This is a genomic window from Variovorax sp. P4_D9, assembly GCF_056401695.1.
This window is the reverse complement of sequence record NZ_JBFUIU010000427.1, coordinates 1-7,834: the sequence shown is the minus strand read 5'-3', so window position 1 is coordinate 7,834 and position 7,834 is coordinate 1. Positions and strand designations below refer to the sequence as shown.

Here is a 7,834-nt window from a genome sequence, read left to right as displayed (position 1 = left end):
CATGAATTGCGACGGGCCGCCGGCATCGAGGCCCCGCTCTCAGTGAGCGGGTTGCCGAAGCGCCTCTACCAGCGCCAGCGGACCATCTGAACGAAGGGTACGCCTCGTTTGTTATGGCTGTGTGACCCCCGACGTTCGGCACCTCGCTGATCGAGGGCTTTTTCCTATCCGCCTGGCCGCTTCAACCTCCAGCTCCGTCCCAGGCAACGCACCCCTACCCCGGCCATCTCGACCACGGCAAGCATGACATCGGTTCTTTCAGGCGTAAAAGGCCCGCGCAAGGCGGCGGCATCTTCCGGCAGAGTTGAGTCTCAGCGAACCAATTCAATCTCGTTCGGCCGCCAAGTCTTGGTGAAGAAGCTTTCATCCGAGCTGTACAGGCGCAGGATGGTGAACCAGCCCTTGCCGGGCACCGTCTGGATCCAGTTGCCGTCCTTTGYAGCTGCTGGTTTGGAAGGCGCGAATTAGACGGTGGTCGAGCCGTCCGCGTTGGCAGCGGCAGCCGGCGACGGGTACGTCTGGCTTCCTGCGCGCGGGTAGCGCTGCGGTGTCTGCAGCATGGAGCGCGATTGGTTGTCGTAGACGGTGAAGGACCAGAACTTGGCTGCGGGGATGTTGGCCGGCAAGGTCACCTTGTAGGTCTTGCCGCCATCGAAAGCGTTCTTGTCGGCATCCGTGAAGCCCATCAGGCATCCGTGAAGCCCATCAGGTACTGCGATCCGACGTTGGGCACCCGCATGATCATGCCCGGCGAGTCCATCGTGTAGCCGTAGTAAAAAGCCGCCCGCGAGTCGAGGGTTCGCGCACCGGTCGGCGGCAAAGGCTTGAAGCCGTCCTTGGCAAACGTGGGCGGCGGGGTCTCGAAGTTGAACCCACCCTGCCACAGCATGTTGGCCCACCTCGAACCGGGGTAGTACGCCCAGCCGGGGTACTCTTTGGGGCAGTGCCTGGAACCCCCGATGAGCCTGCCGCTTCCAAGAACGTCTTGCCCGGGCTTTTTCATGGGCTTTCGCTTGGGGCCATCCACTCCATTGCCGTGCGCGCCGGTCCCGCTCCTTCGACGCTTATCTCAGCTCGATGAAGTTGCTCTCGATCCAGACCTTGCCCTCCTCGTTCAGGGCGAAGGTAAGTGCCTTTTCCCTGCTGATCGTCCTCTCGCGAATGGCTCGCGACAACGGGGACTCCTGCGACAGGTCTTCGGGCCTGTRGTTGTAGACGTGCCGCTTCCCGTCTTCATCGCTGAGAGCGTAGGAAACTGCAATGCCATCCAGGTCGGCAAGAGGTTGCAGGAACGCAATGAACTGCGACGCGGTGATGCCTTCGGCCTTGATGGCGTTCCAGTGCTTGTAGAGGATTGCCATCGAGGTAGCTTGCGCGCATTGGGTGAGTTCTGCCGAAGGCGGGGCCGATGCGATCTCCGCAGCCATGGATTCGGACGCCCCAGCGCTGCCGTCCTTTCGGAAGAAGTTGGTCACGGCCCTCGCGAAGGTTATGGCATCCGTTTGGTTTCGGGGCCTCGCCGCGTGGTCCTCCAAGTGAAGCGGCACTGAATCGATGTCCTCGTTGCGCATGTGCATCTCAAATCCCAATCCCATTGAACGAACTGAGTGTAATCGTACGGTTGAGAGCTGCGACGCGTATGAATTCCGGGGCAAGGTCTCGCTTGGAAACGTGCATTTTTGCGGAACTTCGCCTTCAGGATCGTCGAGCTATGTGTGTCGATCGCCGACCCGACAGAGGACTACAACAACCGCGCGACCGAAGCGACCGAAGCGACCGAAGCGACCGAAGCGATCGGGGCCGAGCTGGGCGAGCACTAAGACCCGCGCCGCGCCTAGACCTGCGCGGAGAGACCTTGGCCTCCGCCGGTTATGCCACTGATAGACCCTCAGCGTGCCGAGCTCCGCGGCGTCCATGGGTTTCGGCATGTTCGCTACAAAGGTCCGCGTCTCGGCTTCGGTGGAAGTTTGGTTCACCGGAGAAATATGCCCCAGCAGGGTGATATGCAGTTTTGTCACCAGCAAGTGCGCGAAGAAAGCCTGCAGGTGCTTATCGTTGAAATCTTGCAGTTCCCGCGCGCCCGCATGTGCTGGGCCTGCTCCACGATCTGATCGACGAGGTCCAGGTCGCGCAACCGCCCCAAGGAGCCGACATTTGCGTCCAAAGGCGGGGTCGCAATGTTGGAATGCAGAGGCCGTCGGACACTCGCCGTTTTTCAGCGATGCCCGAAAGCCACCGACGCTCACATCAAGTTCGCCGCGAAGAACCTTTAGTACGGCCCTGAGTGCAGCCAGCATCACGTTGTGCTCATGCCTCCTGGCCGCGATGAGGAAGATCGCGTTGAAGGCCTTGTTTCTCAAGCGAGCGCCAGGCCAGCGCCCAGAAGGATCGGGGAAAGCGAATTCATGGCACGACCTTTGTGATATCTCTGCTCCATCGCCACTCCCATGGCGGCGTCGGGTCAGCTTCGCGCCATAGGCCGACGTGCTTGGCCTTCGCCTCAGCGCCGGACCTCGGCGGCCGCGTCGAGGCTCTCCTCAAGAATGATGAGGATTGCCGTGCCGCGTGGCTGAATAATTCTCTCCGCCTGCCCAACGGGCGACAAGCTTACGTGCGTCCGGCTTGCGAGGGACTAGTGGTCGGCGCGCCGAACTGCGCGCCCCCGAAGTTCCTCGCCTGCACGATTCCCACCGCAGCACTGGAGAGCGTATGACCATGCCCCACACCGAATGGTTTTGCCGGATCCGGCGTCTCACTGTTCTCTTGCTCTGGTGCGGTAGCAGTATCGCCGCCCAGCCCCTAGCGCCGCTCGGCGTTGAGTCGAAAGTCACGGTTTCCGGGATCTCGTCCGGAGGCTACATGGCGGCGCAATTTGCTGTCGCGTTCTCGGCCAGCGTCAAGGGAGTCGGCGTGCTGGCTGGCGGTCCCTACGATTGTGCGCAGGGCGACGTGCAACAGGCCACCACACGATGTTCGTGCGTCCTTCCGCCGTGGTGCAGCACGCCGACGCCTTCGGTGCTGGCGTTCCAAAGCGCCAATCGGGCCCGAGGCAAGGCTGCGGTCGAGCAGATCGATCCGCTCAGTAAGCTCCAGGAACAGCGCGTTTGGCTGTTCTCGGGCGGCAATGACACGACCGTGCCGCCCGCCAACGTTGAGGCGATCAAGCTGTTCTATGTGGCGCAAATGAAGCTGTCACCCTCTCTTCTGCGTTACCGCCACATGGCCGGCTCTGGCCACGGACTGCCGGTGCAGCCGAAACCGGCAGATGCGGTCGGCTGCGCGTCGTCGGCATACCCGTTCATCACCGATTGCCCGCTCGATGCGGCCGGCGATCTGCTGAAGTGGTTGTATCCGGGCACGGTCGTGAGCGGCCAGTCGACCGACGGTCAGCTCCTCGAGTTCGATCAGCGGCCGTACATCGCAGGGCTTGGCTACACCGGTTTGGGCGACACCGGCTACGTCTACGTGCCGAACACCTGTGCCGCCGCCGGCGCGCGTTGTCGACTACATGTCGTGTTCCACGGATGCCGGCAGGCGCGGGAGTCCGACGACGAACGCGGTGGCACGGTCGGTGATCTTTTCGCACGCGAGGCCGGCTATAACCGCTGGGCGGCCGGCAGCCGCATCGTCGTGCTCTATCCGCAGGTGCAGCCGTTCGACACTGGCAATCTGCTGGTTGCCTACCAGAACAACCCGCGCGCATGCTGGGACTACTGGGGGTACACGCAGCCGATTGCCCTCATCAGCCGGCAGGTCACGCAAATGGCACCGCAGATGCTCGCCGTGCGCGCGATGATCGCCGCATTGCAACGCTAGACCAGCAGGGGCACCGCCTCATCTGATCGCCGGAGCCCTACGAGACGACGGCCAGCCTCGTTTCTCAGCGACAAGGGATGCAATATGCCACTCCACCATCTTGTCGATTCAGGGCAGCCCATTTCACCGCCGCTGGACATCCAGCGCACGACGTTGAGCCTCGACGTGCTTGGCCGCTATGTATGCAGCACCTGGGATGAAGCCACCAACGACGACACCAGGCGCTTCGATGCCATCGTCATTGGTGGCGGCATGTTCGGCGGCTACTGTGCCGAAAAGATCTATCGCCTGGGGGAGGCAGCGGGTGAAGGTGCTGGTACTGGACGCGGGCGCCTTCCTGCTGCCCATGCACCTGCAAAACCTTCCGCAGATAGGCTTCCACGTGCCGCGGCCGCTCGCTCCGAGCGAAGACCCGGGCAGTGCGCGCGAGATCGTCTGGGGAATGCCCTGGCGCAGCAATACAGAGTTCATCGGCCAAGCCTATTGTCTGGGAGGCAAATCGCTCTACTGGGGCGGATGGTGCCCGCGCCTGCTGGGCGAAGATCTCGCGCAATGGCCACCGTCAGTCGCCCAGTACCTCAAGCAGAACTACTCGCTGCTCGAACAGCAGACGGGCGTCGACGTGAAGACCGATTTCATCCAGGGCGCGCTGTTCGAGCTAATCAAGACGCAGATCGGTGCCGCGGTGCAGGCGATGCCCGGGCTGAACCTGGATGCCGTTGAAGCCGCCGCTCGCGGTGCAGGGCCAATCGCCGGCATGGGGCCTGTTCAGCTTCGACAAATACAGCAGCACCACCGGCCTCATCGAAGCGGTGCGGCAAGCTGCGGGAGCCCCGGATTCGGACCGCCGGCTCTTCGTGGTCCCAAACTGCCACGTCACCGGGCTGAGGGTTGAGGACGCCGCAGTCTCGTCGGTCAACGTCGAATTGGCGGGGGGCACCCGATGCTTGCCCGTGCGGCCGGGCTGCGCGGTGATCATGGCTCTCGGCACGATCGAATCCACGCGTGGTCAGCCGCAACCGCGATGGACTGGGCGCGACCTACCATGAGGCGGGTACATAGCGGATTGGCTCCTCACCCGCAAGTTCGGTGACCGACACGAATGTCCGTTGCCACCATGTGGGCAACGCGTTCTGTGCGGACCAGTCGTTGTTCGTCACCGTCGGCTCGGTGAACCCAACGTTGACCGGCCTTGTTCTCGCGAGAAAGGTCGCTCAAGCTGCGGTAGCGCTGTCTACAGGCGCACAGCCGCCGCCGTGAGCGGCGCGCCCCGTCGCACGCAGGCCGTGAAAAGCCTGAGGCGTGACGTCTTGGCCGTTTGGCACCGGTCCGCTCCCGTTCTCCCGTTCTGCCGTTCTGCCGTTGAGGCGTCGGGACGGCTCACATGGCCGATCTCATGTCATGATCAAGGAAGCCACGTGGCAATTGCAGAGTGACGAGGAGCCCGAAGGGTAGGTCTCATGTGCCTCTGTTCCCTTCGCTCATGGTCTAACACCACGGTGATGCCCATGACGATTCGCCGCGCCACCGTAGCGCGCAACCGCTCATCTGCAAACACGTTGGCGTAGAGCGCGCGCATCTGGGAATGGCCTTTGGCGAGCGCTCCGGCGTATGACCCGGTGCAACTGGTGGACGCCTTCCATGCGCTGGTTGGCGTACGTCGCGAAGATGTCAGAAGGCTCCATTCACCGCCACGGCGAGAGGGCTCCAGGCGGCGCCGCTAGGGCTGATTCAACTGGGCGTAGGGCACGAAGGCGGCGCCGCCCCAGTTGGCCTGCAGCAAGACGCCCTTGTCGGTGAACTGGTAGGTGGAGATGAAGGGATTGAAGGACATAGACATGTCCGCCGACGATCCCTCGGCGCGTAGCTTCATGGTTGCGTCGGCCGACGCAGCGACGTCAGCGCCGAGTTGTCGAAATTGGTCGAACACTTCCTTGTTCTTGAAGACCATCACCTGGCGGAAATCTTTGTAGCCGACGCCCGGACCGGTGCCGGCCCTCGTTGCGAGCATGAAGGTGTTCGCCTGCGTTGCATTGTCCACCAGCACCCCTGTGCCACGCGCCCCGACGAAGAGCACGACGTTGATCTGCGAGGAATCGAACACTGCGTAGCCAACCGCCTTCTTCACCTCATCGCGGGCCTCGGGCTTTTGCGCAAAGAGTTCGTCGAGCGTCTTGTCGCGCATGGCGAGAATCTCAGCCTTGACTTTTGGGACTTCGGCAGGCGACAGCGTGGGCTGCACAGAATTATCGCCATGTGTGGATCCCGCGGCGCAGGCCGATACCACGATGGGCAGCAACAACACCATCCAGTCAAGTTGTTTCATGTCGAATTCCTGAAAAGCGAGCGGGGGGTATGACCAGGCACCGCGAGTCCGTGTCATTGTGCGCCTTCCAATGGGTCGGGCGACCGTTGCCGCCATGTCTTCTGCGCACCACTGAGGGGCCCCAAGTGCCGAGCCACGACCGTGCGGCTTGGTCGGGTAGTCGCGACGGATCTTGCCGATGGCGTTGTTCGACGCTCCCACGAGCAGCCCTGCCTGGATGCCGGCGCGGTCCATGTCCGCCACCAGCTTCGGCATGCCGCCGTCCTCGATCTTGGCTTCGCTGGCCGGCTTTCGGTTGGTGGCCTGGCGGAACACCCGCTTGTAGTTGTCGAAGCCGTAGCCCGGCGGGCGCGGCAGTGGCTCGGGAAAGGGGTTGCCCGGGCGGCCATTGCTGATCTCTTGGATCGCGGAACGAGGCCTGGCATAGAAAGCGTGGACCAGACGCTTGACGTCCGCTTCAGCCGAGGTTGGAGTGAGAGGCCTTGAAAGATCTATAATACATGATTCTTAAAGATGACGAGATGGCTGTCAACACCTCAAGAATTTTGCCATCGGTGATCGATGGCGGGGCGAGGGCATGGCGAAGGCGGCGGCGATCGTGGGGGCGTGTGCGTGGCCGCGCAGCCTCTCGGTGCGTGTTCGTGGCGGGTTTGTTGATCGAGGTCAAGGACTGAAAACCGGCCGTGCGCGAAACTACACTCGCGAACTCTATCGCGCCCCCGCCAGCCCGGCCCATTGCTTGAGTTCGTGCCACTTGAGGAGCTTTCATGGGATATCCATCGCTTAACTTCGGTGCCGAGGCGCCCGCCCATGCTGTAGCGTTGATGGTGGCGGCCAACGGGCGCATCGAAGATAGTGAGTTGCACGTGCTGGACGAGCTCAACGCCTTCCGCCGCCTCGGCGTGACGCGCCAAAGATTCGTCGAATTGGCGCGGCTATGCGTTCGCAAAGTCGGTGCAGGACTGTGCGAGCGGGCGTGGATGTGCGTGGACGATCTGGTCTACCATGATTCGCTGCTCAACGCCGTCGCTCGCGAGGACCGGCGCCTCCTGGTCTGCCGCCTCGCGGCCGCCGTAATCACTGCGGACGGCCGCATCACGCGTGACGAGCGCCTCGTCTATGACCGCATGCTGGCGCGCTGGCGCATCAGCCAGGGAATGGTGACGCAAGCCATCCTAGAGGATCGCGTTCACTGAACGAAGGGTGCCTGCGCCGCGCGGCCCGGTGTCGAACGGCGTGGCTGGCTTGGTGGACGGCCGCGACCATCGGACGCAGAGGCGACCCTGGAGTGATCGAGTCGCACACGGTGCCAGAGCCAGCGTGTTGCGGCCGGTCCGGAATTGACCCATTCGTCGGAATTTCGACCCATGGGCAGGTATTGCAAACTCTTGCCAGCACTGGGTGGCGAGTGATGAAAAGGGGTCAGTCCAATGTCGGCATCTGGGCCAAGACACGTACTCGCCGCGCACGCGCGGCCGCGATTACTTCTGCCTGATCCGTCATCGAACTCTCCGTAGCAAGGAAAGCTGACAAATCACCGATCAGGCGGCCTCAAGCAATGACGGGGACTCTAGGACACTCACAGCGCAACAACAGTCCCTCCGGAAATTGCAGCGCCCAAGCCCAATGCCCGTCATTGCGGCACTAAGTACACAAAAGGACCTGCGTGTGCTGGAATGTGGTGGAATGTGG

The 7,834-nt window shown here is 62.7% G+C and carries 7 protein-coding genes and 1 pseudogene; 4 read left to right on the top strand and 4 right to left on the bottom strand.

The genetic code is table 11. The annotated features are described in order from the left end of the window. Window positions 1-311 precede the first annotated feature (311 nt). The 3 genes and pseudogenes from AC1DY5_RS33815 to AC1DY5_RS33805 all read right to left on the bottom strand — a co-directional run bounded on the left by AC1DY5_RS33815 (window position 312) and on the right by AC1DY5_RS33805 (window position 1,571). Window positions 312-686 (bottom strand): annotated as a pseudogene (locus AC1DY5_RS33815) (DUF1214 domain-containing protein). Continuing rightward, window positions 686-889 (bottom strand): hypothetical protein, encoded by a 204-nt coding sequence (locus AC1DY5_RS33810; protein WP_478118635.1) that lies wholly within the window; start codon window positions 887-889, stop codon window positions 686-688. Before AC1DY5_RS33810 ends, AC1DY5_RS33815 begins: the two are co-directional and overlap by 1 nt. 175 nt (window positions 890-1,064) lie before the next feature. Beyond that, window positions 1,065-1,571, bottom strand: coding sequence for a hypothetical protein (locus AC1DY5_RS33805; protein ID WP_478118633.1), 507 nt, complete (start codon window positions 1,569-1,571; stop codon window positions 1,065-1,067). Window positions 1,572-2,709: 1,138 nt separating this feature from the next. Here AC1DY5_RS33805 and AC1DY5_RS33800 point away from each other — a divergent pair. The 3 genes from AC1DY5_RS33800 (at window position 2,710) to AC1DY5_RS33790 (ending at window position 5,076) form a co-directional block, all read left to right on the top strand. Continuing rightward, entirely contained in the window at window positions 2,710-3,816 is a 1,107-nt protein-coding gene (locus AC1DY5_RS33800; protein ID WP_478118631.1) for an extracellular catalytic domain type 2 short-chain-length polyhydroxyalkanoate depolymerase, read from the top strand. Window positions 3,817-4,120: 304 nt separating this feature from the next. Continuing rightward, window positions 4,121-4,711 carry a hypothetical protein gene (locus AC1DY5_RS33795; RefSeq protein WP_478118630.1) on the top strand — a complete coding sequence of 197 codons (591 nt, stop codon included), beginning with the start codon at window positions 4,121-4,123 and terminating at the stop codon, window positions 4,709-4,711. A 170-nt stretch (window positions 4,712-4,881) separates the two neighbouring features. Then, window positions 4,882-5,076 carry a GMC oxidoreductase gene (locus AC1DY5_RS33790; protein WP_478118637.1) on the top strand — a complete coding sequence of 65 codons (195 nt, stop codon included), beginning with the start codon at window positions 4,882-4,884 and terminating at the stop codon, window positions 5,074-5,076. Between the two features lie 460 nt (window positions 5,077-5,536). Here the strand turns inward: AC1DY5_RS33790 and AC1DY5_RS33785 are convergent, their stop codons facing one another. Further along, window positions 5,537-6,457, bottom strand: coding sequence for a lipid-binding SYLF domain-containing protein (locus AC1DY5_RS33785; RefSeq protein WP_478118628.1), 921 nt, complete (start codon window positions 6,455-6,457; stop codon window positions 5,537-5,539). A 452-nt stretch (window positions 6,458-6,909) separates the two neighbouring features. On the opposite strand from AC1DY5_RS33785, the gene AC1DY5_RS33780 reads away from it, so the two are divergent. Continuing rightward, a complete protein-coding gene (locus AC1DY5_RS33780; protein ID WP_478118627.1) occupies window positions 6,910-7,338 on the top strand; it encodes a hypothetical protein in 429 nt (142 codons plus the stop codon). Window positions 7,339-7,834: the final 496 nt, after the last annotated feature.